Raw genomic sequence first — 25,613 nt, forward strand, 5'->3', positions numbered from 1 at the left:
TTGCTTGCTATTTATAATGACTAGTCATATTAAATATGCGTATGTATTTTAAATTTTAAGGAATTTTACTATGGATAAAAAAATATCAATTAGAGCTAAAATTCAAAGTTTTGGTGGATTCCTCACAGCAATGGTCATACCAAATATTGGTGCTTTTATGGCTTGGGGATTTATTACCGCTCTTTTTATTCCAGCAGGATGGTTGCCGAATGAACAACTAGGCAGTCTAGTTAGCCCTATGATTACTTATATGTTACCAATGCTTGTTGGATATACCGGCGGTGACATGATTGGAGGTAAACGCGGAGCAATAATTGGCACAGTAGGTACAATGGGGATTGTAGTTGGTTCAGACATACCTATGTTATTAGGTGCAATGGCTATGGGCCCATTGGGTGGTTATTGTAGTAAACAGCTTGATAAATTATTAGAAAATCGTTTACCTAATGGTTTTGAAAATATTATTCAAAATTTTGCATTAGGTTTCTTAGGAATGGGATTAGCAATTTTAGGCTATTATTTTATTGGCCCATTTATGCTATCCATCACTAATATTATCGCTGCAGCAATAGATGGATTATTACAAACGGGTTATCTAGCTTCTCTCGCCTTATTAATTGAGCCTACTAGGGTACTTTTCCTCAATAATGCTATTGATCAGGCAATATTTTATCAGTTAGGAATGAAAGATGCTTTAGTTAATGGATCATCGGTTTACTTCATGGTATTTGCCAGTCCTGGTCCAGGATTAGGTCTACTATTAGCATTCTGTTTCTTCGGTAAAGGTATGAGTAAAAAATCTGCACCGGCAGCAACTATTATTCATTTCTTTGGCGGTATTCATGAAATGTATTTTCCATATGTTTATATGCGACCACTAATGATTTTTCCTCTCATGTTAGGCTCGGCAGCTGGGATTATTGTCTTTTCACTAATGAATGCCGGATTGGTTGCAGGTGCTACTCCAGGATCAATTTTTGCCTTTTTAGCTCTTACACCTCCTGGAAAACATCTTGCAACAATATGTGGTATAGGCGCCGCTGCGATAGTTTCATTTATTGGTTGTAGTTTTTTACTTAAAATCAGTCCAATTACTGAAAAAGATGAAGATTTCTCTAATTCAAAACAAGAAGTCCTTGATACAAAATTAGAAGGAAGCAATAAAGCTTATTTGAAAGCCAAAGCTGACATTCAGTTATCAAATCAATCTCAACAAGATGATCAAGAAATTGATCTAAAAAATATTCAATTCATTGCTTTTGCTTGTGACGCTGGAGCTGGTTCAAGTGCACTAGGTGCATCAAGATTCAAAAAACAACTAAAGGAAAACGGTGTTGATAAAGACATTATTGTAAAACATTTTTCCATCGAAAATGTACCGCAAGAAGCTGATCTTGTTGTTATTCAAGAACGATTAGTTGAAAGAGCTAGCCATAAGGTAAAACAGCCAATAGTAAGTATTAAAAACTATATTGGTGATCCTAAATTAGATGAATTAATCAACAAGATAAAAGAAGCCTTATCTTAATATTGTACGGTCTTATTGAAGTAAGAATTTTTATAATTTTTTTAACAGAGACAAAATATGAAAGCAGTGAAAATAACTGATATAAAAAAAACAGACATTGTTGAACTTCCTGAACCGTTACTCAAGGAAGGAAATGCTGTTGTTAAAATTGAATATGGTGGTATCTGTGGTTCAGATACCCATTTTTACCTGGGAATGCACCCTTCATTGAAGCCACCAACAAACTTTATTCAAGGCCATGAAGCGGTTGGGGTGATCACTAAAGTAAACTCTAATAATAAAGGATTTTCAATCGGTGATCATGTTGCAATAAATCCACTTGTTGGGTGTGGAGAATGTGTTAATTGTATTAATGGCTATCCCAATATCTGCCGAGTAAATCGTCGTGTAATGGGATTTAGATTAGATGGAACTTTAGCTCAATACATAACTGTAGATCTCGATCATTTGGTTAAGTTAGATAACAACATTGATCTTAAAATAGCTGCCACATTTGAGCCTTTAGCGGTTGGTTATCATGCTGTTAAACTTCTAGAGAATATAAATATAAATAATTATCCGATCATTATTACTGGTGGTGGCACTATAGGCGTTGTGACCGGATTGGTTTTAAAGCATCTTTATAACTTAAAGCCAATTATTATTGAAACAAATCAAATTAGAGTTAAATTACTTAATGAACTTGGATTTACAGTAAATAATAGTATCTGTGAAGTTCATATTTTAGATTCAAAAATCAGACCGATTATTTTTGAATGCTCAGGAGTGCGAAATGTACTTGATGAAATTATTGACTCACAAAGAAAGCCAGAATATTTAGTGCTTATTGCGCAATATGCTAAAGGAAATAGCGTTAATCTTCATGAATTACAATCATCGGAAATAACTGTTATTTCTAGCCATATGTATACACCAGAAGATCTTATTAATACGGCAAAATTGTTAAGTCGAAAGGAAGTTCAAACTGACTTATCAAAAATAATCTATGAAAAAGTCTTTCCATTAGAAGATGCAGATAAAGCCTTTCAACAAGCTATATCAGGAAACCTCGATGGCAAACTCAAAGTGCTTATTAAATGTTGAGTTTAATAAAGGATTAGAATAAGTGAGGAAATAATGAATATTGAACAGTTAAAAAAATCAGCTAAACAAGCAAGACGTGATATTGTCTCAATGATATATCGTTCTGGAGCTGGTCACCCAGGTGGGGCATTATCAATAGCTGATATCATGACCTATATTTATCAAAACGAAATTAATTTTAATCAAAGTCCTAGAGCTCGTCTTGTCATGAGTAAAGGGCATGCGGTTGCAATTCAGTACGCACTACTTAACCAATTAGGTTTTATTAAAGATGAAGAAATGATTACTTTTCGTAATTTAAATTCTCGTTTACAGGGACATCCTAATATTAAAACAGTTCCACAACTTGATGCTAATACAGGGTTATTAGGACAAGGTTTATCAATTGCATTAGGAATGGCCGCTGCCAAAAAACTCAATAATGATCCAAATAAAGTCTATGCAATTATTGGTGATGGTGAAATGCATGAAGGACAAATTTGGGAAGCACTTCAGCAAGCCGCTCACATGAAAATGGATAATTTAGTTGCGGTTATAGATTATAACAAATTGTCTTCTCATGATGAGGTTAATTCAGTATGTAGATTAGAACCATTGGCTGACAAATTACGAGTTTTTGGATGGAACGTAATTGAATTAACCGATGGTAATGATATGGAACAAATAGTGGATGGCTTTGCATTAGCTCGCCATTATAAAGGTAAACCAATTGCTATCTTAGCTCATACCATCAAAGGAAAAGGGGTTAGTTTTATGGAAAATAATGGTGATTGGCATTCTAAAACACCAACTGATGCCGAGTACAAACAAGCTATGGAGGATTTACAATGATAGAAATGAAAGCACCTCGGGATGCAATTGGTAAAGCATTAATTCAATTAGCAGAAAATAACTTCCCGATCACTGTTATTGATTGTGATTTAGCTAGTTCAACTCGTGCTGATCAGTTCGCACAAGCTTACCCACAACGTTTTTTTGAGATGGGCATAGCTGAAGCATCAGCATTAAGCTTTGCAGCTGGACAATCATTTGAAGGATTAATTCCATTTTTTATCGATTTTGCTATTTTTGCAACAGGAACGGTATGGACGCAGCTCAGACAATCTTGTTATGCAAATGCAAACATTAAAATAGTTGGTACTCATCCAGGTGTGGATGGTGGATTTGATGGTGCCTCTCATCATGCGTTAGAAGATATTGCATTAACGAGAGTCTTGCCAAATTTAACCGTTTTATCACCAGCTGATGCAGATGAAGTTTACGAAGCATTTGAACAAGCAGCCAAAATTAAAGGCCCTGTTTATATTAGAGTGGCTCGTGAGCCAATGCCAATCCGTGATAAAAACAAGGTTCCTCGAGTTAATGACATTGATGCTGTGATCAATGAAGGAAATGATTTTGCTATTATTTTCGAAGGAGCAAGTTATGAACAAGCTAATGACGGTTATCAAAAATTAACCTCACTTGGTCATAAAGGAAAGCTTATACATTTAGCTTGTATCAAACCATTCAATCAAGAAAAATTTAAATCTTTATGCCAACATGTCAATGTTCTTATAACCGTTGAAAATCACAGTATCAATGGTGGTATTGGTGGATTAATTGCTGAACAAAGTATGCAAAATGGTATTTTAAAACCACTGATAAGGATAGGTGTATCTGATACATTTACTGAATCAGGAAAAAGTGGTCAACTAAAAGATAAATACGGAATTAGTGGTCAAAATATTTGTGACCAATTTTTGAAAGTTGTATCTTAAAATAGATGATGGTTGCAAGTGGTAGCTTGTAACCATATTAATCATCGATATAAAAAATTAATAATGAGTAATAAAAGAGTAATAAATATGTCCATACATCCTATTTTTGAAAGATATTGGCAGTTTAATGAAGAAAATTTGGATTGGAAAAGTGCGATTCAATTAGTTGGAAATTCATTAATCGAAAATAATATTATCGAACAAAGATATATAACATCTATAATTGATAATGTTAATCAAATTGGTGCGTACTTTATTATAGCAGATGGTTTTGCCTTACCGCATTCTCGCTCAGAAAATGGTGTAATATGTGAAGAAACAAAATTTTCTTTACTGAAATGCACTCATCCTGTTATTTTTCCTGACGGTGAAAAAATATCCTTGCTTATTATGTTAGCTGCGTCAGACAATAATAAGCATATTGATGCGATGTCAGAACTCATAGAATGGTTAGAAGAAGACAATCGGCTCGATAATTTAATCAATGTTGATAATAAAATTGAATTTGAGAACCTATTATTTAGGTAATTATTAAAATAATATCTAAACAAATTCTTGGTAACTGATATCAATAATATAATAAAACGTTTTACCGTTTGGTGTGATGACTGCTATTTCATCATCAATTTTATGACCAATTAAAGCTCTGGCAACAGGGCTATTAATCGATATCCAATTTCTTTTGGGATCGAATTCATCACTGCCAACAATACGGTAGATATGTAATTTTCCTGAATCATCTTCCAATTTGACCCAAGCCCCAAAAAATACTTTTCCTTCCTGTCTTGGATCAGGATCGACAATCGTTAATATTTCTAAACGTTTGGTTAAAAAGCGAACACGTCTGTCAATCTCGCGAAGACGTCTTTTTCCATAAATATATTCCGCATTTTCACTACGGTCGCCAAGGGCTGCAGCATCAGAAACAGCTTGAGTAACACGAGGCCTTTCTTCTTTCCATAAATATTTCAATTCACGATCGAGTGCCAAGTAGCCCTCTCTTGTTATATAATTAGCTTTTTGCATAATGAATATAAATTCCGTTAATCGACGAGATATACAGAGATATCATGATAAATAATCAAATTAGCCATATTATAGCGGGTGAATTAACCGTAAAACCAGAACAAGTTTTAGCTGCCATTCAGTTATTAGATGATGGTAGTACCGTTCCCTTTATTGCTCGATATCGTAAAGAGGTGACCGGAGGTCTGGATGATACCCAATTACGTACCTTAGATAGCCGTTTAAGTTATTTGCGAGAACTAGAAGATCGTAAACAAACAATTTTAAAATCAATTGAGGAACAGGGTAAATTAACCCCAGAATTAAGCCAAAAAATTACTGATACGCTTAGTAAAACGGAATTAGAAGATCTTTATCTTCCTTATAAACCAAAACGCCGTACCCGCGGTCAAATAGCAATCGAGGCAGGGCTTGAATCTCTCGCTGACGATTTATGGCAAAATCCCGATCTCAATCCAGAAACTGAAGCTGAAAAATATATCAATGCAGATAAAGGCATTGCTGATACTAAATCTGCCTTAGATGGTGCCCGTTATATTTTAATGGAGCGTTTTGCTGAAGATGCCGCTTTACTTGCTAAAGTTCGTCATTATCTTTGGAATAACGCGCATCTTGTATCTCAAGTTATTACTGGTAAAGAGGAAGAAGGTGCTAAATTTAGAGACTACTTTGCACAAAGTGAACTTATTTCAAAAGTGCCTTCTCATCGTGCTTTAGCGATGTTTAGAGGGCGAAATGAAGGATTTTTACAACTTTCACTCAATGCCGATCCACAATTTGAAGAAACGCCAAAAGAGAGCTATTGCGAGCAAATTATTACAGAGCATTTAGGGATTCATTTTAATGATCAACCTGCAGATAAATGGCGTAAAGCAGTTATTAATTGGACATGGCGAATTAAGATTTTAATGCACATGGAAACCGAGCTTATGACCACTTTGCGTGAACGTGCTGAAGAGGAAGCAATTAACGTATTTGCAGCAAATTTACACGATATGTTGATGGCTGCACCTGCAGGTATGAAAGTCACTATGGGAATGGACCCAGGCTTACGAACAGGTGTAAAAATTGCTGTTGTGGATTCTACAGGTAAACTTATTGCGACCGAAACGATTTATCCTCATACAGGACAAGCTGATAAAGCAGCAATGATTGTTGCTGCACTTTGTATCAAACATCAAGTGGAATTAGTTGCAATTGGTAATGGCACGGCATCTCGTGAAACTGAACGTTTTTATCTTGATGTTCAGAAAAAGTATCCGGAAGTAAAAGGGCAAAAAGTTATTGTCAGCGAAGCTGGGGCTTCTGTTTATTCTGCATCAGAGCTTGCTGCTCAAGAGTTCCCTGATCTGGATGTATCAATTCGTGGTGCGGTATCCATTGCTCGTCGTTTACAAGATCCTTTAGCTGAGCTAGTAAAAATCGATCCAAAATCCATTGGGGTGGGGCAATATCAGCATGATGTTAGTCAGACCCAATTAGCTAAAAAACTTGATGCGGTGGTTGAAGATGGAGTAAATGCGGTAGGGGTAAATTTAAACACTGCATCAATGATGTTACTTGCCCGTATTGCTGGATTGAATAAAGTTATTGCCCAAAATATTGTAGATTGGCGTAATGAAAATGGTCAATTTACCGATCGCAAACAGTTGTTAAAAGTTAGTCGTTTAGGCCCTAAAGCGTTTGAACAATGTGCTGGTTTTTTACGCATAATGGAGGGTAAAAATCCACTTGATGCATCGGCTGTTCACCCTGAAGCCTATCCGGTTGTCGAACGAATTTTAGAGAAAAATCATAAATCTTTAAAAGAAATTTTAGGTGATACTCATTATCTGAAATCATTAAAAGCGGTTGATTACGTTGATGACCATTTTGGTGTTCCAACTGTCACTGATATTATTAAAGAACTTGATAAACCCGGACGAGATCCAAGGCCCGAATTTAAAACGGCCCAGTTTGCTGATAACATCGAAACAATGGAAGATTTAAAAATAGGCATGATTATGGAAGGTGCGGTAACCAATGTTACCAATTTTGGTGCTTTTGTTGATATTGGTGTACATCAAGATGGTTTAGTTCATATATCAGCATTATCTGATAAATTTGTTGAAGATCCACGAACGGTAGTTAAAGCTGGTGATATTGTTAAAGTTAAAGTGATTGAAGTGGATATTGCCCGCAAACGTATTGCTTTATCGATGCGACTTGATGATCCAACAACGCCAAAAGTAGAAGGGGCCAAAGCTCGAACGAATAAATCAACCGGTACTTCTAAAAGTGGACAGTCAGCGCCTATTACAAATAGTGCAATGGGTAATGCTTTTGCTGCAGCTTTTAAAAAAGGAAAATAAATTCAGTTATATTTTATTTGTAAAGGGAGGTTAATGCCTCCTTTTTTATTTAACGCTAATTTCAAAATATTTTAATAAAATTATTGATGATAAATCCAGTGATTAAAAATCAAATCAGGAGCTCAATCACTTTATTTAGAATTATTATTTTAATAAATATTCATTTGAGAACCATTAAATATCAATAAATTGATATTTAGCTATTCCATATTGTATATATTATTATATACTATGCACAATTGTGTAGATTATTTTTAACATATACAATTAATTATCTTATTTAATCAGCCTGTTAGTAAAGTTAAACTACTTTGCGCTGATCTTTTTAATAGCATTTCTTATTTTGATATTCTTAAATTAGTTTATTAACAACATTTGAATATTACACTTTTTCGATAGCGACATAGTCGTTTTTGCTCTAGATATTAAATAAAAATATACCGTTACATGGATGCAATTTAATAACTTTCTAATGGTTTCTATTGCTTATACGCGTTTTTAAAATTTGAAATAGGTAACAATTTTTATCAATCATTTGATAATTCTGTAGTTTATTAAAACTTTAAATCAATAACTTTATTCTAATTTGCAGGAAAGTTTATGAGTAGAGGAATTAGCATGAATAGTAAAATGTTTGTTTCCCCAAAATTTCATTTGATGCAATTAATATTTAATATTACAGCTATTTCTTTTTTTTGCCTTTTTTGCCATACATCTCTAGCCGCATTATCATTTGCTGCAACCACTACGCAATATATTCACGGTAATCCGCCTGAAATTCTAGAATCTGCTGATACAAAAATCTTAAATGGAATTCAATTTAAATTAAATATTGATGGTATTGATCCTGTGATTGTTTTGCCTGGTACTGATAATAAGATTTCTGTTGCTTACAACACTTCACCAAGTATTTATTCATTTGGGGTAGATACTTCAAGTTTGAATGATAGTGATATAAATGATGTAGATGGTGACAAAGTGGCTACTACCGGCAGTTTTATCATTCAGTCTATTAATACTGAATGGCGGGACTCAAACAATAACATAATTCCTTCTGATTCTACTTCCCAACTTGGTAGTGATGTGTGTAATTCATCGACGGCTAATGCAAAATCATCAGTAAAAGTAACGATTCAATTTGTTGCTAAAACCCAGTACGGTGCTCCTGATCAGTCAGAACCAAGAGAAGTCTCTAAAACATTTCAAGTCAGTGCTGATGATGGTATCTGTTATATTAGGCCTGGTGTATTGGCTCTGATTATGCACAATGGATGGGATGAAGGGGATAACTATGCTCCTTATGGTGCTGATACGATAGATCTTGATGTTCCTTATAACGTAGACCAATTTACTATGCATAAAGGTTTTAAGGCCTCTGTTAAAGATCAAAACGGCAATTACTTCCCAACATATGGTTTCCCGGATGCACGTTTTAGAATTGTGCCGGTAAATCCAATTTCAGATTATAGTTATACCTTGGTTAAAAATCCGAATAATTCACTAATTAGTGCTTCTCGTGATTCAAGCGCTGATTCTAAAAGTGAATTTAAATTTACCGAAAATGTACCAGCTAAAGATGATAAATTTGTAATATTAGTTACCAATAATCGAACGTTAGCACAGTTTTATTACACTTTCTCTATAAAACATTGGTTATATTTTACAAATAACTTGGCTGGCAATTGGCAAAGCGCAAATACATATTGTCAAAATAATAATGATAGATTACCAATACGAGCTGAGTTATCCAATTCTCCTTTTGCTACCGTTTCAACAAATAATGATTTCTATTATGTAAAAAATAATGGATATAGAAGAGCAATCGGTGAAGGATTATTGCCAGAATGGGGTAAAGTCTACTTTTATTCGCCACTTGATTATATTGGGCGAGATATGATGTCTGGTGCGCCAAATTTAAGAAGTTTAATCAATTATGATTTCTATTTTACCAGTGAACCATCATCGGTAAAAGATGGATTAGGTAATTATCGATATTACAGTGTAGGGATGGTAGAAGGTAATATTATTGTTGAACCAGATATAGCATATACCTTATGTGTTAAATATTAACGTTGATATACAATTAGCTATTTTTTAAAAAATCTTAACAGATATTAATGATTTATATTAATCTTTGATTTTGCTGTTAATCAAATGAGCAGGTTTTCAACCTGCTCATTTTTATTTCAATAATCTCATGGGGTAAAAAATTTAAGCCATTATTTTGGAATTTTTATAATAAGCCTGTTAATGGCTAATTAGGCACACACTTATTAAAAAAACGCTATTATGATAAATAAACAGTTGGTAAAACAATATTTTTCAGACCAAATTGTTTTAATTCCATAGCAAAATTTTCGATATGTTGTTTTGAGGCGCTCTGCCATGTTTTGGCTTCACCTCTCACACCATGATTATGAAATGCATTGATTCTAATTTTTATATTTGCATCAAATTGCTTTAAAAAATTAGCTAACTGTTCAGCGTTTTGTTGTAAATCGGTATGCTTAGGAATAATTAGAAATCTGACTTCATATAATTTATTCATTTTTGCAAGATATTCAATTGACTTTTTAACTCTTAAATTTCCCTTGCTGGTTAATGCTTCATATACTTGATTATCCCATGCTTTAAGATCAATCATTGCCCCATCCATTACGTTGACTATTTTTTGCCAACCCAATTGAGGTAAATATCCATTACTGTCAACAAAACAGCTTAGGTGTTTTAAATCCTGAGCTTGTTTAATCGCACTAAAAAGCTGTTCAATAAACGCCAGTTGCAGTGTTGCCTCTCCACCGCTTAGGGTTATTCCATTCAAAAAAGGGAGATACTTTCGGATAAGTTTTAAAATATCTTCGATACTGTATCGATAAGTCATCGGTGTTGACTGATAGTTACAAGTGTTTATACAAGTATCGCACTGCTGGCAAGTTGAACTTTGCCAAATGACTTTGTTGTTGATAAATGATAATGATTGATGGGGGCAGGTAGCAACACATTCACCACACTCCTTACACCGTGAAATAGTATAAGGATTGTGGCAATTTAAACATTTAAAATTGCAGCCTTGTAAAAAGATGACTAACCGGTTTCCCGGTCCATCAACACAAGAAAAGGGTAAAATTTTATTAACGATTGCCCATGACTTGTTCATGGCTTATTACCCTAGGGGTCCTGCATAAGTAACTATTGTTCACTGTATCTTCGGCTGCTTCACTACCTAAAAATGTGGTATTAATCCGCGAACCTTCTTCTTTATATTTTTTGATATCTGATAATCTCACCATATAACCAGTTACACGTACCAGATCATTACCACTGATATTAGCCGTAAATTCACGGAAACCAAATTTAAATGCTGCTTTACAAATTTGTACTAAGGCTAATGGATTATTTTTAATCGTTTCATCAATAGTTAAAATATCACTAATGCCAGATGTATAATATTTATGGTGTTTAAATAATGCCATTATATGGGTAACAGGATCTGGTTCATGTCCATAAGGGATACGTAAACCAGGTGTTGCACCGCGGTCTGTACTGATACCTGACTGCGCATGTAACATCGCTTTACCTTGCCATGCATGTTTAATTTTATGATTATCAATAAAGTCGGCTAATTGCTTAGAAATTGTGGTAGCTAGTTCATTAGCATCTTCATCAACACCATAGCGACCAGATAAGTTAGATTTTTCTTGTAGAATATTAACCGCTTCAGCCATAGCATAAATACCAAACATTGGTGCAAATCGAGTTGCGTCAATTAGTCCTTCTTTGACTAAAAAACTATTTTGAAAGAAATTCGATTTTTCATAAAGAAATTCCGATCTCGCTTTGATTAAGTTCAATTGCAATTGGCAATAATAAGGCAGGGTATTTTGTAAAAAGTCGGTAATACTGTTACTTTTTAATGCGACTTCTTTTAAATTGATTCTTGATAAAGTGCTACCACCACCCGCAACAGGGAGAGAGTTATAACAACTCACAACACCATAGCCTTGATCATCAAAATCTTTTTTGATCATCATATTATTAGCGATATGTGGTTTTGCTGTTTGGCAGATATTCTCAATTGCTGTATTTAGTAAAGATTCTGGGGTGATATCTTCATCATAAATAAACGTTAAATTAGGCGCAACTTGTTTGAGTTCACGATCAACACGTAAAATTACTCGACAGATCACATTGTCAGTTGGACCAATATTGGCGTGCATAAATGCATCAGGAAGATTGCGATCAAGCATAATCCAAAAACGTTTTAATCGCTGATAAAGCTCTTCTTCTGTTAAATTGCCAACATAAGGTAGTAACACTTTATCCAAACAACCTAAATAAACGGGCATACCAGTGACCGAAGGAACATGATGATAAGCAATTGTCAGCATATTTATGGCATCATCAAAATTTTTTGCAGGCTCAAGCTCTAAATACTCAGATCCTTGTTTAAGGAATTTTGCATAATCTGGTAACACATAACGAGGTTTATACGGTGCATGACCTTCGTACATGTCACAAATTACACGCTCATCTAAGGCTTGTTTAGTTTCACTATCCAAATCAACATAAGGTAAATTATTTTCCGCAGCTAAAGCGAGAAGGTTCGCTTTTTGTTTAGGTGACAGGTTGGGATCGGTCACAATATCGTAACAATTTTTTTGAAATTCTGTCATGTTCATAAATACCTCTATATTACCTATATGTTGGGTGCAAAATTAAATTTTAATGACTAATTAATATCACTGAAAATTACCATTATCATTGATAGTTATATTCTTTTTTTTATTCAAACCTGCTACTGTTCTATAATAAAATTCAAAGGTTCATAATCTGCCGCATTAATTGGTGAGTGCGCTTCAATATATTCTCTTATCACATCCGCGTCTCGGTAACCTGTATCGACATAAGTTGGTGAAGTGTTGGTAACAGGATAACCATCTCCACCAGCCGCTAAATAATCTAACGTGGTAATACGATAAGATTTTTGCAAATCAATTGGCTCATTATTAATTTTAATATCGCTAATCGTATTGCCAGCTAGCGTGATATTTTTTAAGTGAGTATAACCACCAGAACCTTGTTTTTTACTTAATGCAACTTTAAGATATTCCACCAATTCACGTCCGGTTAACTCAAAGTAAACAACTGTATTACCAAAAGGCTCAACTTTCAAAATATCACGATAAGTAATATTTCCTTCAATAAGTGAATCACGAATCATACCGCCAGCCATAATGCCAACATCAGCATTCGTTTTTTCAATAAAGGCACTGAGTAACAGCTGTCCCATATTGCTTTGTTGATATCTTACTACACTACGATCACCTTCTAAACGACCGATTAATTCACCTGTTTTAGTGAGTAATTGCTGTTTACCTTGATCTTGATAAGGTTTAAGTGTTTCTAACAATTTTTTATCTTGTTCAATTTCACTAGTGTAGTATTCAAGACGTTTAGTATCGTTGCCATTGTCGACTTCTTTTTTCAAGTTGATAGGAATTAACTGATAATTTTCCAGTGTTATTTTACCGTTTAAAAAGACAAAGTCGGCACGACCAACATATTTACCCCATTCATGAGCTTGAACAATCCAAGTTCCATTTTGTTGATCGGGTGCACATGGTGTGCCAGGAACATACTCAGTAATACGTTTGTTAGGGCTAGCCATACATACAGGGTTTTGAGAGTGACCGCCTACAATCATATTTAAATCACCTGGTTTCAATCCCCGTGCTAACTCAACATCACCCGGTGCCATTGAACCATGTTCACCATTTTCATAATGTCCCATATGAGTAACTGCAATAATCATATCTGGGCGCTCATTATTTTTAATTTGACTTATCACTTTCTCTGCTTCAGGCAAGGTTTTGCGAAACTCAACACCGTCAGTATTTTTAGGTGAAGCAAGGAAAATTGTATCATCAGTAGTTAAACCAAATACCGCAACTCTAATGCCATTTAAATCAAACATTTTATAAGCATCGAAAACGCGATTATCAGTATTTTTGAAGTAAGTATTTGCTGATAAAAATGGAAAGTGAGCCCATTTTTGTTGTTCACGAATAACTGCTAAAGGATGATCAAACTCATGGTTACCAACAGCCATTGCATCATAACCAATACTGTTCATACCCATAAAATCGGGTTTAGCTTGTAAAACATCGGATTCAGGAACGCCTGTATTAATGTCACCGCCAGATAGCAGAAGTAATTTCCCACCTTTTTCGGATACTTCTTTTCTAATTTGGTCAACTACAGTTTTTTGAGCAGCTAAACCATATTCACCAATGTCATTTTGCCAAAAATGGCCATGATGGTCATTAGTATGCAAAATAGTAAAAGAATAGGGCTTATCTTTTTCCCAAGTAGGAGCAGTAGATTGCTTGGTTGCAACTGCTGCGAATGAATTAACTGAGAACAGACCTAAAATAATAACTAGTGACAGTTTAAATTTAAAACAATACATGGCATCTCCCAAATCCTTATTAGAGCTATTCCGTAATTACTTTGAAAATCAATTGTGGTTGTTTAGCACTATCACTGATAGTAATATTGTCATACAATTTTTGTTTAATTGCATCAATCTTATCGCTACTTGAATGAATAGTTAATAATGGTTCACCCACTTCAACTTTATCACCCACTTTTTTATGTAAAACAATACCAACTGCTGGATCAATAACGTCTTCTTTAGTTGCTCGTCCAGCACCTAATTGCATTGCCGCAATACCAATTTGGTCGGCAATAATGCGTGATACATAACCTGATTTTTGTGCAGGTAAATCGATTTGGTAAGGGGCGTTGGCTAATTTTTCAGGATGATCAACAACAGAGCTATCACCACCTTGAGCTTCAATTAACGTTTTAAATTTCTCTATCGCTTTACCATTTTTAATGACTTCTTGTAGTTTTTCTCTTGCTTCCTCTAATGTCTTAGCTTTATTGGCTAATACAACCATTTGACTACCAAGCGTTAAAACTAACTCAGTTAAATCAGCAGGACCATGACCATTTAATGTATCAATGGCTTCTTTAACTTCTAAGGCATTACCAATAGCATAACCTAAAGGTTGAGACATATCTGAGATAATCGCCATGGTTCTACGGCCAATTTGATTACCAATATTAACCATTTCATGTGCTAATTTCTCAGAGTCTTCCATCGTTTTCATTAAAGCACCGTCACCGGTTTTGACATCCAACACAATAGCATCAGCACCCGCAGCCAGTTTTTTACTCATGATTGAACTGGCAATCAGCGGAATAGAGTTAACCGTACCGGTTACATCACGTAATGAATAAAGTTTTTTATCAGCTGGGGTTAAGTTACCTGATTGACCAATAACCGCAACACCTTTTTGGTTAACCTGATCGATAAACTCTTGCTTACCTAATTCGATTTTAAAGCCGGGAATAGTTTCAAATTTATCGGTTGTTCCACCAGTATGGCCTAATCCTCGACCTGACATCTTGGCAACAGGAATATCTAAAGCAGCAACTAATGGTGCTAATACTAAAGTGGTTGTATCACCCACACCACCAGTTGAATGTTTATCGACTTTGATACCTTTAATTGATGATAGATCAATCGTTTCACCAGAATACATCATGGCACTAGTCAAATCAGCGCATTCTTTTGAAGTCATACCTTGATAATAAATTGCCATTAGTAAAGCACTTACTTGGTAGTCAGGAATCGTACCATTGGTATAATTGGTAATAAAAAATTGAATTTCTTCGGTAGTTAAGGCATGTCCATCACGTTTTTTTTCAATAATATCTACAAATCTCATTACACTTCTCTCTTAATATCAATAAATCAAATTAGGATTATATTTTTTCATCCATTATATGGATTGATGATAATTCTGATCTTAGCTTCATCACTCTCTTTTATTATTTTCTATCAATTTTTTTGATAGTTAAAATTTTCTTATTCAGAAATAATACTAATCTAAATCACTAGGTGAAAAAGACCAAGGCAACAATTCACCGACAGTGGTTTCTTGGATTTTACCATGCATATTTGTCAAAATAACGGGCATATCTTTGGCGCAAAACTCACTAATGACTTGGCGACAAGCTCCACAAGGTGAAATTGGTCCATCAGTATCCCCAATCACAACTAATTTCTTAAATTTTGTTTTACCTTCGGATACCGCCTTAAAAATCGCAGTTCGTTCAGCACAGTTGGCTAGGCCATATGAGGCATTTTCAATATTGCATCCTAAAATAGCTTCGTCATCTTCGGTAATTAATACTGCACCTACTTGAAATTTAGAATAGGGTACATAAGCTTTTGAGCGTGCTGTTTTAGCCAGTTCAATTAGTTTTTCAATCTTCATATTCATAATCCTTGTTATCATCAATAGATTGTTAATTTTGCGATTTTGTTGGTGCTTGTAAATTAAGTTGATATACACCAAAGCCTAAATTATCTTTTTCAATAAACTTAATTGGGTACAATGAATGTTTTTCAATATATGCTTTGGCTTCTTCAGTTGGAGAAGATTCAAAGCGAATATCCAAATTAATTTTGCTGGTAATTGGCGCAATTCGCCAGTTATTATCAACCTTTACATTCACTTCACCTTGTTTTTTAGTGTGATTAGTAATATAGGCTGAAAGAATGACCCTTAAATCATCCGGAGAATTAAATTTAACATTTTTACCACCAGTACCAGGGAATGTTCCGGTATAAGCACGATAGTTATTGGTGGCAATTAAAAATGCTTGATTGGAAGCAATAGGTTTTTGTTGATAAGTTAAGTTTACGATACGTTCTGAATCAGGATTAATTAACTGACAATTACCATCATAACGTGCAGGTTTAGTGATATCAATTTGATAACTCACACCATCAATGGTATCAAAATTATAAGTTCTAAATTTATCCCAATTAATCAAATATTGTGGTTGTGGCGAATTGATATCAATTTGATTATAAACACCTGCTGAGCATTCCAACCACTCTTTAACATCTTTACCCGTTATTTTTACCGCAGATAAAATATTAGGATAAAGATAGATATCAGCTGCATTTCTAAAAGTTAAATCACCTTTTTTGACATCAACATAAGCTGAAGGATCGTTTTTACGACCACCAGCTTTAAACGGTGCAATTGCCGATAAAATGGGTAATCCATCCAGATCTGGATCACCTTGAACAAACTGTTTCACATAATCAATTTGCGCATCACTAATAATTTGCAAAGCAGAAGTATCTTCGACTAATGCTAAATAACTATTGATATCGGTTGAAACCTTGCCAATTGGTTTACCAACAAATTCACGGGTACCTTCGTGGTCGTCTCTTAACGCATTCGTAATATTTTTATCTGATTCAACTAATGCTTTTTTATTTTTAATATCAAAGATCGGGCGAGCTTCTGATTTACCAGAAATGACTTTCCAATTAGCTTTATCACCTTCAATAACTAAATCAACTACACCTAAATGACTTCCCCATTGTCCAGGCATTACCGCGGGCACATGATTGATATTTCCGGTACTAATATCGGTATTAGGCAATGATTTAAAATCCTCGCTAGGAAAGACCCCATGAGAATGACCAAACATAATAGCATTAATACCTTCAACTTGGCTTAAATAATAGACTGAATTTTCAGCTAAAGCCTTATATGGTTCGGCAGAAACACCTGAATGCGGAATTGCAACAATGATATTTGCACCTTGCTTTTTCATTTCAGGCACTAATTGTTTCGCGGTTTCAGTGATATCTTTAACAATTACCTTACCTTCCAAATTAAGTTTATCCCACTGCATAATTTGTGGTGGCACAAAACCAATATAACCGATTTTAATAGTGTGTTGTTTACCTTCTCTATCAACGACCGGTTTATCTAAAATAATATATTGCCTAAAGTAAGGTTTATTTGTTTTCGCATCAAAAACATTAGCATTAACATAAGGAAAATTAGCACCAGCTAGACTTTTTTGTAAAAAATCTAAACCAAAATTAAACTCATGATTACCGATGTTACCAACTACATAATCTAGCGTATTAAGTGCTTTATAAACAGGATGAGTCTCACCTTTGTTTAGACCTTTATTCAAAGCATAATCAGCCATTGGACTGCCTTGAATCAAATCGCCGTTATCAACTAAAACACTGTTTTTTACCTCTTTTCGTGCTTGATGAATTAAATTGGCTGTTTTAGCTAAACCAAAAGTATCAATGTACTGATCTTTGAAATAGTCATAATTCATCATATTACCGTGCAAATCGGTAGTTTCGATAATTCTTAAATCTACTGTTGCTGCTTGAAGTGAACCAGATATTAATAGGGTTAGTAGGCTTAATCGGGTTTTATTCATATCAATCTCCTATTTCTCTGATGTTGTTAATCATTAACATATAATAAAACGAGATAATTCTTAAATCGTTCAATAATAGCAGGGTGATACAGCTGATCGTTGATTGCCTGTTGTAGACATTGCTTATCATTAATCGTAAAAAAGGCTAAAACGTCATTAAACAAACGTGATTTTTCGGTTGGTTCAATAAAAGCAGCATCAATTCCACAAAGTGTAATATCAAACAGTTCCAATCGAGAAAAATGAAAAAAATGCTCAGCGAGCTGATATTCTTTCTCTATATCGGTGCCAAATATGCCTGCGTCATCGGTATTAAGCGTTATTCTGACCCCTCTATCATAAAGTTGTCGAATTGGGTGATTAAGAATATCACCATTTAACTTATTGACTAAAATACGATTACTAGTAAGCGCTATTTCTAAAGTGATCTTGTTATCAATTAAATTCTCAATCAACTTATCATCTTCAATGGCGGCGATACCATGTCCAATACGATTCGCGCCATGTTTAAGCGCTTGGATAATACTTTCAGCAGAATCAATTTCACCAGCATGATAAGATTTTTTTAAATTCAATTTAGAAGCAAGTTGATGGGCTTTTTCAAAATCATCAAAATGACCTGCTTTCTCATTACCTGCGATATTAAATCCGGTAATAAATGGGTGGGGGTTATTCTCAATAAATTGCAGTGTATCGTATACCACATCGGCACCCAGATGGCGCACGCCAATCACATGGTATCTTACAGTAATATTATGTTCTTTTTGAACATCAATAATTGCTTTATCCATTTGATTAAGCGTTTGTTTAAATCTTTCTTGATCCCAAACTATTTTACCTTCGCTTTCCATGGCACAAATATGATAGGGAGATAAAAATAGCTCGCAATAGATTAACCCCTGCTTGGCATTTCTGCTTAAAAAATCGTAAGTAATTAGGTAATAATCGTCGGGATGTTTAACAAAATTAGAGACAGTATCATAAGTTTGGATAAATGAAACAAAATCGGATTCATCATAATTATATCGACCATTTTTATAATCGGTTGCATCATATTCACCGGGTTGATAGCACAATGAATCAGGAAAAGTCAGATGATTCTTATCGGCTAGTTTTTTTGCCATAAATGGTGTAATACTACCTTCCACATGCTCATGAAGTATAACTTTTGGGATTATTTGCTTATTCATCTAGTTCTAATCTGTTTAAGTATATGCTTATAGGGCACTTGTAAATTATTCATCAGACTAAAGTGATACAACTTTTACAAGCATTTTATTCTACCTTGATAAAACAATTATTTTCCATACATTTTGTGTGACTTATCAATTTCTTTGAAATCAAGTGGCAACAATAGACAGGCAACAAATTAGATGCCTGTCTATTGATGTGGCCAAATTGGTTAATTTAGTCTATCTATTTAATATTAACCTTGCCATGAGTTTGGTATTAATTTCTGTTCTCAAGAGTATCATTCTTGAAAATAAAGACAAAAATAATAGCAAGTAATAAAGAATATCCTGCAAAAATTAACCAAATTGTACGCCAGTCAATGACACCATTTACAGTGTAAAGATCCACAACAACACCACTGATAGTTGAACCTAAATAAGCCCCAATACCATTGGTCATAATCATAAATAAACCTTGTGCACTATTACGGATATCTGGTGAAACTGTTTTATCAACGTACATAGAACCTGAAATATTATAGAAATCAAATGCACAACCATAAACAATCATTGACAGAAGAAGTAACGTGAAACCTACAGGTGATGGATCGCCAAAAGCAAATAATCCAAACCGAGCAACCCATGCCAACATACTGATTAACATGACATACTTGATACCAAATCTTTTCATAAAAAATGGTACAAATAAAATAAATACAACTTCTGACATTTGTGAAATAGATAGCAATACTGACGGATATTGCACAACTAAACTATCAGCATATTCCGGAATACTTTTAAATGAAAGTAAGAACGGATTACCAAAAGTATTGGTAATTTGTAAAATACCACCAAGGAAGACTGCAAAGACAAAAAAGATAGCAATTCTAGGTTGTTTAAATAATACAAATGCGTCTAAACCTAAAGAACTTACAAGCGACTTTCTTTTTGACTCATCTTTAGCAATGACAATTAATGGCAATGTTAATGAATATAGGCTGAGTAAAATCGAACCGCCAGCTGCAATATAGAGCTGTACATTGCTTAATCCAACTTTTAAGAAACTAACAAGCCACATAGCAACAATGAAGCCGATAGTACCAAAAATTCGTATACTAGGGAATTGCGATATAACATCAAGACCTTCTGATTCTAAACAAGAATAAGAAATTGAGTTAGAAATCGCGATAGTTGGCATAAATGCTAAACAATGAATTAAAATTACCACGACCATCATAAATGGTGTTGTGACTGAAGCGGCAATAAAAAGGGTTATTGCCCCAAATAAGTGACAAAGCATGAATAAACGATTAGCAGGAATCCATCTATCTGCCACAACACCAAGCAGACCTGGCATAAATAAGGATGCTATGCCCATAGTACCATAAACTGTACCTACTGTTGTTCCAGTAAAATGCAAGGTCTCCATCATGTAAGAGCCTAAAGTTATAAGCCAGCTACCCCAGATAAAAAATTGCAAGAAAAATATAACTTTAAGTTTGAACTTAATATTCATTTCGTTTCCTTATTAAATGAGTTCTCTTCTAACCTATTAGATAAAATTAATGAATAAATAAAAATTGTTATTACTATCGATGCGTTAGTTATAACGTTAAACACATTTACTGATAAAATTGATTAATGACAGTCAATGTAAAACTTTTATTTCTTAAACAAAAAAAATGGCAGAAATTCTGCCATTAATTTAATCTGAATTGAGTAATACCGACTCTAACGCAACAGTAATCATCTCTTTGAAGCCTAGCTGGCGTTCTTCAGAAGACATCGCTTCGCCTTTTCGAATATGATCTGATACCGTACAAATCGCCAACGCTTTTGCGCCATATTCAGCCGCCACACCATAAATACCAGCAGCTTCCATTTCGACCCCTAAAATATTGTATTTTTCCATGATATCGAAAAGATCAGGCTCAACGCTATAAAACAGATCAGCTGAGAAAATATTACCAACCTTCACATTAACATTTAAATCTTTAGCTGCATTAACTGCATTACAAACAAGATCAAAGTCAGCGATGGCAGCAAAATCATGATCTTTAAAACGCAAACGATTCACTTTAGAATCCGTACAAGCGCCCATACCAATAACAACATCACCAAGATTAACATTTGGGCTAATTGCACCGCATGAACCGATACGAATAATGTTTTTGACACCATAAAACTTAATCAATTCGGTTGTATAAATAGAACAAGATGGGATACCCATTCCATGCCCCATAACAGAAACTTGTTTACCTTTATACTGACCAGTAAAACCGAGCATTCCTCTTACATTCGTTACTTCTTTAGCATTATCTAAAAAAGTTTCGGCAATAAACTTAGCTCGTAATGGATCGCCGGGCATTAATACCGTTTGAGCAAAAGCACCATCGGCGGCGTTGATATGAGGGGTAGGCATTTAACTCTCCTGATTTATTACTAAAAAACGTCCTAAACAATTGCTATTTACGAATAAATGACTTGCCATAATCCATTGGTGACAAATCAAAATAATCAGCAACACTTTGACCAATGTCAGCAAATGTTTCACGATGACCTAATGATCCAGCTGGAACACTATCACCATAAACTAAAACTGGAATATGCTCACGAGTATGATCCGTACCAGGCCACGTTGGATCACAACCATGATCGGCACTAATAATTAAAAGATCGCCTGGTTCAATAAGGGCTAACATCTCAGGTAAACGGCGGTCAAAATATTCTAAAGCCGCAGCGTAGCCTGCAACATCACGTCGATGACCATAAGATGAGTCAAAATCAACGAAATTGGTAAACACAATCGTGTTATCTTTCGCTTGTTTGATTTCTTCTAGCGTAGCATTGAATAAAGCCTCAATACCTGTAGCTTTAACTTTCTTAGTGATACCTACTTCGGCATAAATATCGGCAATTTTACCAATTGATACAACAGTACCTTGTTTTTCTTCAACTAGCTTTTTAATCATTGTCGGAGCTGGTGGTTCAACGGCTAAATCATGACGATTACCAGTACGCACAAATTCACCAGGCTTATTACCTAAAAATGGACGAGCAATAACGCGGCCGATATTATAATCGCCTTTATTAAGCTCATCACGAGCTATCTCACAAACCTCATAAAGTTTATCAAGACCGAAAGTCTCTTCATGGCAGGCAATTTGAAAAACAGAATCAGCAGAGGTATAAAAAATAGGTTTACCAGAAGCCATATGCTCAAGCCCAAGCTCATCAAGAATCACTGTACCTGATGAATGACAATCACCAAGATAACCAGGCAAGTTAGCACGTTTAACAATATTATCTAATAATTCTTTAGGAAAACTATTGGTAGTATTGGTAAAATAGCCCCAATCAAACAGAACGGGAACACCCGCGATTTCCCAGTGACCTGAAGGCGTATCTTTACCCGACGAAATCTCACTGGCAAAGCCATAAGCACCAATAACTTCACCTTCGGTAGCCATTCCTTTAGGGTATGAACCAGTTGATTCATAAGCGGCTTCTATCAAACCTAACTTTCCTAAATTAGGTAATTTTAATGGGCCTTGACGACCATGATCTGCATTACCTGAAGCACAAGCTTCGGCAATATGGCCTAAGGTATCAGAACCTTCATCACCATATTTTTTTGCATCTTCAGCACCGCCGATCCCAAAGGAATCGAGGATCATAATAAAAACTCTTTTCATAATTTCCTCTAAATCACAACTACCACTAAATATTGCAACAATCTTAAAACATAAAGTTATATAAAACCGTGATCGATAACTTATTTTTTAAATTTCATTAATAATAACGTCTACCACAAGGTTGAGTAAAATAGATTTTAACTAAATTTATAAAAAAGATCGTTTGGGTAGCTATAATACATGATAAAAAAAAACAAAAAAGGGAAAGTGTCCAATTTGTAGACTATTTGTCTAATCTTTTGACACATATATCAACCTAAAAGTAGTTAAGATCATTAAAAAAAATTTTAATGCATAAAAGATCGTTTTGCGTTGTGATAATATAGCAAATAAATAAACAATCGACACAATAGAATAAATTGCTTTATCAAAATAGATAAAGGCATTGATTTAATACTTTTAAATAATAAAAGGCATAAAAAATGCCGAATAAAACTAATTTAATTGAATTTAAAAGTATTTCTAATAAAAGGTAGTTATTAATGAACCAAAAAATTCCTAACACATTTGCTTTAGATGTCTATGCCAACCAAGTAGAAACAGTCGAAACTGTGGAACAGCTAATGCAAGTTTGGAAAACTAATACCGATAGTCAACCAATTATGATTATTGGACAAGGTAGTAATACACTATTTACTGAAAATTTTGCTGGTACAATCATTGTTAATCGAATTAAAGGATTAACTATAACCGAAACCCCAACACACTGGCATTTAAAAGTGGGTGCGGGTGAATATTGGCATGATCTAGTTGCTAACACCATTAATCAAAACATTCCCGGCCTTGAAAACTTAGGTCTAATACCAGGATGTGTGGGATCTGCACCAATTCAAAATATTGGCGCTTATGGCATTGAATTTCAAAAAGTGGCCGATTATGTCGAATTACTTGAATTTGCAACGGGTAAAATTATTCGCATAACTGATGGTCAATATGGCTATCGTGAAAGCATCTTCAAACAAAAATATGCTAATGGTTATGCGGTTGTATATGTTGGCATCACATTACCAAAACAATGGAGCCCTGTGTTAACTTATGGTGAATTAAGGAATTTTGATACAGAACGTGTCACCCCAAAAATGATCTTCGACAAAGTGTGCGAAATCCGTCGTAGCAAACTGCCTGATCCTAATGTATTAGGAAATGGTGGAAGCTTTTTTAAAAACCCAGTAGTAGACAAAAAATTTGCTGATAAACTACTTGAAAAATATCCAACAATGCCAATATATCCACAAACAAATGATCAAATAAAATTAGCTGCTGGCTGGTTAATTGATCAGTGTGGTCTAAAAGGCTATCAAATTGGTGGTGCAGCAGTGCATCAACAACAAGCTCTTGTATTAGTCAATAAAGATAATGCGACAGCGCAAGATGTCGTTGCGTTAGCGCGTTATATCATAAATGCAGTATTACAAAAGTTCTCGGTGCACCTCTCGCCTGAAATTCGATTTATGGGCGCAACTGGTGAGATTGACGTGGATAAATTTCTATAACGTAAATAACGTTTATTAGACAATAAAACAGCTTATATACAACAAAATTATGAAACATTCGTATTCATTTCCTATTTTATTAACAAGTTTATTATTTGTAACCATCGCCTTATCGGCACTTAATACCCAAGTGCCACTTTGGCTAGTGCGTGAACATTTTTCACTAGGACAAATAGGTTTAGTCGGCTCAAGCTACTTTACAGGTAACTTAGTGGGAACGATTATGGCAAATTGGTTTATTAGCCGATTTAACGCCAGATTCACTTACACCTATAGTTGTATTATCTTTGCGATTGCAACTATAGGATTAAGCTTTTCAATGGATTTCTATAGTTGGGCGATATGGCGATTTTTTATTGGAATAGCCTGTGCGGTTACTTGGGTGGTCATTGAAAGCTGTATCTTAGTTACGGGTACTGTTCGTACTCGCGGAAAAATGCTGGCGGTTTATCTAACCACCTACTACTTAGGTACTGTTTTAGGGCAAGCATTGCTCCAATATTTTCCGCAAAACGTACTCTATTTTGGCCTAGTAATAGCAGTGCTAATGGGGTTAGCCATCTTATTTATATTACTAACCCATTACAAATTACCTAAAAAGAAAAAAAGCAGTTTTAACATCATCCCCATGATATTGTATAAACCTTCTCGAGTTGGTTTAATTGGTTGTGCGATTGCTGGTATGTTAATTGGATCGCTATACTCTCTAATGCCAGCATACTACTCACATCTAGGTTATACAGATAACCAAGTCGCAAATTGGATGGTTTTACTAATACTTTCTGGGGTAATCGCGCAAATGCCTGCCAACTGGTGCGCAGATAGGTTTGGTCGTCGTATTGTTTTGTTGGTTGAATCAATCTTAATGATGATAGCTTGTTGTTTACTGATATTTAACCTCTATGGCGTATTAGCCATCATTTTACTTGGTGCGACCATTTACACTATCTACCCTATCTCAATGGCGTGGGCTTGCTCGTGTGTTCGCAAACAAGAAATTGTATCAATGAATCAAGCTATGTTATTAACCAATACACTTGGTAGCCTAGTTGCGCCAGCGGTAATTGCCTTTATAATGGACACATTTAACAATACCTATTTATTTATTAGTTTTGCTATAATTTCGCTTTACTTTATTGTTTTATTATCACTCAAAAAGTGAGG

19 protein-coding genes and 1 pseudogene are annotated in these 25,613 nt (G+C 34.7%); 9 read left to right on the plus strand and 11 right to left on the minus strand.

Features of this window, described 5'->3' with window-relative positions; translation table 11 throughout:
* Positions 1-70: 70 nt before the first annotated feature.
* From A9G07_RS01870 to A9G07_RS01890, 5 genes are all read left to right on the plus strand, one after another.
* Complete coding sequence (locus A9G07_RS01870; RefSeq protein WP_065733797.1) at positions 71-1,528, plus strand: PTS mannitol transporter subunit IICB; 1,458 nt, start codon at positions 71-73, stop codon at positions 1,526-1,528.
* 57 nt (positions 1,529-1,585) lie between these two features.
* Entirely contained in the window at positions 1,586-2,611 is a 1,026-nt protein-coding gene (locus A9G07_RS01875; protein WP_065733798.1) for a zinc-dependent alcohol dehydrogenase, read from the plus strand.
* A gap of 33 nt (positions 2,612-2,644) precedes the next feature.
* Positions 2,645-3,442, plus strand: coding sequence for a transketolase (locus A9G07_RS01880; protein ID WP_065733799.1), 798 nt, complete (start codon positions 2,645-2,647; stop codon positions 3,440-3,442).
* 5 nt (positions 3,443-3,447) lie between these two features.
* Positions 3,448-4,371, plus strand: coding sequence for a transketolase family protein (locus A9G07_RS01885; RefSeq protein ID WP_065734160.1), 924 nt, complete (start codon positions 3,448-3,450; stop codon positions 4,369-4,371).
* 87 nt (positions 4,372-4,458) lie between these two features.
* Entirely contained in the window at positions 4,459-4,899 is a 441-nt protein-coding gene (locus A9G07_RS01890; protein ID WP_065733800.1) for a PTS sugar transporter subunit IIA, read from the plus strand.
* Between the two features lie 15 nt (positions 4,900-4,914).
* Here A9G07_RS01890 and greB read toward each other — a convergent pair whose 3' ends face one another.
* Positions 4,915-5,397 (minus strand): transcription elongation factor GreB, encoded by a 483-nt coding sequence (greB, locus tag A9G07_RS01895; protein ID WP_065733801.1) that lies wholly within the window; start codon positions 5,395-5,397, stop codon positions 4,915-4,917.
* A gap of 44 nt (positions 5,398-5,441) precedes the next feature.
* Here greB and A9G07_RS01900 point away from each other — a divergent pair.
* Both A9G07_RS01900 and A9G07_RS01905 read left to right on the plus strand, forming a co-directional pair.
* A pseudogene (locus A9G07_RS01900) lies at positions 5,442-7,610 on the plus strand (Tex family protein); the annotation flags it as partial.
* Positions 7,611-8,366: 756 nt separating this feature from the next.
* Positions 8,367-9,818 (plus strand): hypothetical protein, encoded by a 1,452-nt coding sequence (locus A9G07_RS01905; protein ID WP_065733803.1) that lies wholly within the window; start codon positions 8,367-8,369, stop codon positions 9,816-9,818.
* A gap of 217 nt (positions 9,819-10,035) precedes the next feature.
* Here the strand turns inward: A9G07_RS01905 and A9G07_RS01910 are convergent, their stop codons facing one another.
* From A9G07_RS01910 to A9G07_RS01955, 10 genes are all read right to left on the minus strand, one after another.
* A complete protein-coding gene (locus tag A9G07_RS01910; protein ID WP_065733804.1) occupies positions 10,036-10,905 on the minus strand; it encodes a YjjW family glycine radical enzyme activase in 870 nt (289 codons plus the stop codon).
* The gene (locus A9G07_RS01915; protein ID WP_442903351.1) at positions 10,880-12,427 is read right to left on the minus strand and encodes a YjjI family glycine radical enzyme; all 1,548 of its coding nucleotides are present in this window, start codon (positions 12,425-12,427) and stop codon (positions 10,880-10,882) included. Before A9G07_RS01915 ends, A9G07_RS01910 begins: the two co-directional genes overlap by 26 nt.
* 116 nt (positions 12,428-12,543) lie before the next feature.
* Positions 12,544-14,217 (minus strand): bifunctional UDP-sugar hydrolase/5'-nucleotidase UshA, encoded by a 1,674-nt coding sequence (gene ushA / locus A9G07_RS01920; protein WP_065733806.1) that lies wholly within the window; start codon positions 14,215-14,217, stop codon positions 12,544-12,546.
* A gap of 25 nt (positions 14,218-14,242) precedes the next feature.
* On the minus strand, positions 14,243-15,544 hold the full coding sequence (locus A9G07_RS01925) for a pyrimidine-nucleoside phosphorylase (RefSeq protein WP_065733807.1): 1,302 nt from the start codon (positions 15,542-15,544) through the stop codon (positions 14,243-14,245).
* A 156-nt stretch (positions 15,545-15,700) separates the two neighbouring features.
* Positions 15,701-16,102, minus strand: coding sequence for a cytidine deaminase (locus tag A9G07_RS01930; RefSeq protein WP_176713943.1), 402 nt, complete (start codon positions 16,100-16,102; stop codon positions 15,701-15,703).
* A 25-nt stretch (positions 16,103-16,127) separates the two neighbouring features.
* Positions 16,128-18,089 (minus strand): bifunctional 2',3'-cyclic-nucleotide 2'-phosphodiesterase/3'-nucleotidase, encoded by a 1,962-nt coding sequence (locus A9G07_RS01935; RefSeq protein WP_065733808.1) that lies wholly within the window; start codon positions 18,087-18,089, stop codon positions 16,128-16,130.
* Between the two features lie 26 nt (positions 18,090-18,115).
* Positions 18,116-19,279, minus strand: a complete 1,164-nt coding sequence (add, locus tag A9G07_RS01940; RefSeq protein WP_065733809.1) for an adenosine deaminase — start codon at positions 19,277-19,279, stop codon at positions 18,116-18,118.
* A 259-nt stretch (positions 19,280-19,538) separates the two neighbouring features.
* Entirely contained in the window at positions 19,539-20,777 is a 1,239-nt protein-coding gene (locus A9G07_RS01945; protein ID WP_065733810.1) for a nucleoside permease, read from the minus strand.
* 189 nt (positions 20,778-20,966) lie between these two features.
* The gene (gene deoD, locus A9G07_RS01950) at positions 20,967-21,683 is read right to left on the minus strand and encodes a purine-nucleoside phosphorylase (protein WP_065733811.1); all 717 of its coding nucleotides are present in this window, start codon (positions 21,681-21,683) and stop codon (positions 20,967-20,969) included.
* A gap of 43 nt (positions 21,684-21,726) precedes the next feature.
* On the minus strand, positions 21,727-22,956 hold the full coding sequence (locus A9G07_RS01955) for a phosphopentomutase (RefSeq protein WP_065563162.1): 1,230 nt from the start codon (positions 22,954-22,956) through the stop codon (positions 21,727-21,729).
* Positions 22,957-23,438: 482 nt separating this feature from the next.
* Between A9G07_RS01955 and murB the strand changes: the two genes are divergently transcribed.
* Together murB and A9G07_RS01965 are read left to right on the plus strand one after the other, a co-directional pair.
* Positions 23,439-24,449 carry a UDP-N-acetylmuramate dehydrogenase gene (murB, locus tag A9G07_RS01960; protein WP_065733812.1) on the plus strand — a complete coding sequence of 337 codons (1,011 nt, stop codon included), beginning with the start codon at positions 23,439-23,441 and terminating at the stop codon, positions 24,447-24,449.
* Positions 24,450-24,498: 49 nt separating this feature from the next.
* Positions 24,499-25,611: an MFS transporter gene (locus A9G07_RS01965; RefSeq protein WP_065563160.1), complete on the plus strand. Its 1,113-nt coding sequence runs from the start codon at positions 24,499-24,501 to the stop codon at positions 25,609-25,611.
* Positions 25,612-25,613 lie beyond the last annotated feature (2 nt).

It is taken from the genome of Gilliamella sp. wkB72, assembly GCF_001693745.1.
Classification (GTDB): Bacteria; Pseudomonadota; Gammaproteobacteria; order Enterobacterales; family Orbaceae; genus Gilliamella; species Gilliamella apicola_E.